General features: G+C 47.6%; 1 protein-coding gene. It reads left to right on the top strand.

The features are described 5' to 3' along the window. Positions 1-241 precede the first annotated feature (241 nt). Positions 242-1,390 (top strand): DUF4214 domain-containing protein, encoded by a 1,149-nt coding sequence (locus HNP82_RS17725; RefSeq protein WP_183776831.1) that lies wholly within the window; start codon positions 242-244, stop codon positions 1,388-1,390. The last annotated feature ends 225 nt before the right edge of the window (positions 1,391-1,615 follow it).

Raw genomic sequence — 1,615 nt, 5'->3', positions numbered from 1 at the left:
GAGTGATGAGAAGGAATGCTATGGCAAACTTGACGGAATCCGGCGCAGGCTGACGACAGGGTTTACTGTATTGATTGAGAAGGCATAGCCTTCTGGGATAATAATCCATACTGATTAGCAGGGCCGGGGGTACCCCCCCCCGCCCTGCTGTTTCCACGAACTGTCCGCTTAATATGGCCCTGACTGTCCGGGAAATGTGGCCCTGCTGTCCGCAGAAAGTGGCTGTTTGCAAAAGTTACAAATGAAAAAGAAATTGCTGATTTTTGCTCTGTCCGTGGCCTTGGGCCTGGGGCTTATGTCGGCTTATGGGCAAATGACTCCGGTGTATGCTTCTACTGAGTCAATCCTGGAGAAGGAAAAATCTGTCGAAGATTTTGTAGGACGGCTGTATACATATATTTTAGGACGGCCGGCAGACGAAGAAGGGCTTACTCAGTGGTCCGCTGTTTTGCGTTCCGGAGAGGAACAGGGAGCCAAGGTGGCTCAGGGATTTATTGAAAGTCCTGAGTTTCAGTCAAAAACATTAAGTGATCGGGAATATGTGGAAATTCTCTACAGGACATTTTTTGACCGGGAAGCGGACGACGAAGGTTTAGCCGGATGGCTGGATGTGTTGGACAGCGGCCTTTCCAGAATGCATGTTTTTAAAGGGTTTGCCGAATCTGAGGAATTTGACCACCTTTGCGCCGAATACGGAATTATCAGAGGTAATGCTGCGTTGACGGCGCCAATGGATCAGAATGAAGGCGTGACAAAGTTCCTTGTCCGGTGCTACCGTCTGTGCCTTGTCCGGGAAGCTGACTCTGATGGACTTAATGCCTGGTGCAGCCAGATTTTAAGCGGTGCGAATACAGCCAAGGAAGCAGCCTATGGTTTTGTTTTTTCTCAGGAGTTTACCAGTAAGAATTTGTCTGATGAAGAATATGTGCGGATTTTGTATCGTGTATTTATGGACCGTGAGGCGGATGAACCCGGACTTCAATCCTGGGTCCGCGTACTGAGCCAGGGAGGATCCAGAGTGCATGTATTTAATGGCTTTGCTGATTCCACAGAGTTTCAGGAGATCTGTGATAGCTACGGAATTGCTTCCGGCAGCGGAATTACTGTAGGCGGTACCGATGAGACGCCGGCTGCTGATCCGGGAATTTCTGGAAATTCCGGGGCCGGAGAAAATGCAGGCGCTGGAAACAATGCAGGTAATGGAGGGAATACCGACTCGGTGAACGATTCTTCCCAGTCACAGACATCTACGGTTTACTATACTCCTAATGGGAAAAAATATCATTCCACACCAAATTGTCCTACATTAAGCCGGAGCAGAAACATTTACTCCACTTCCTTGACCAATGCTCAGGCGTCCGGAAGAACTGCCTGCAAAGTATGCCATTGATTTTTGTTGATTGCAATAGAGGAAAATAGATAATTTTGGCAGAGGCGTGTGATCTTTATGGTGCGCGCCTCTGAATTTTTTGTACACCTTATCTAAGATAGCCTGCCTGAATGGTTGTATCTTTGTAAATTTGCTAACTTTGCAAAAAAGTTACACTAAAAGTATTCTGACGCTCCTCACACCTCAAGAAACGTCATAAGCTCCTGCATACTCTTACCGCTCCTG

This window comes from Catenibacillus scindens (assembly GCF_014202115.1).
In the GTDB taxonomy this organism is placed as follows: domain Bacteria; phylum Bacillota; class Clostridia; order Lachnospirales; family Lachnospiraceae; genus Catenibacillus; species Catenibacillus scindens.
The sequence above is the reverse complement of the archived record's forward strand: the minus strand, read 5'-3'. Positions and strand labels throughout refer to the sequence as shown.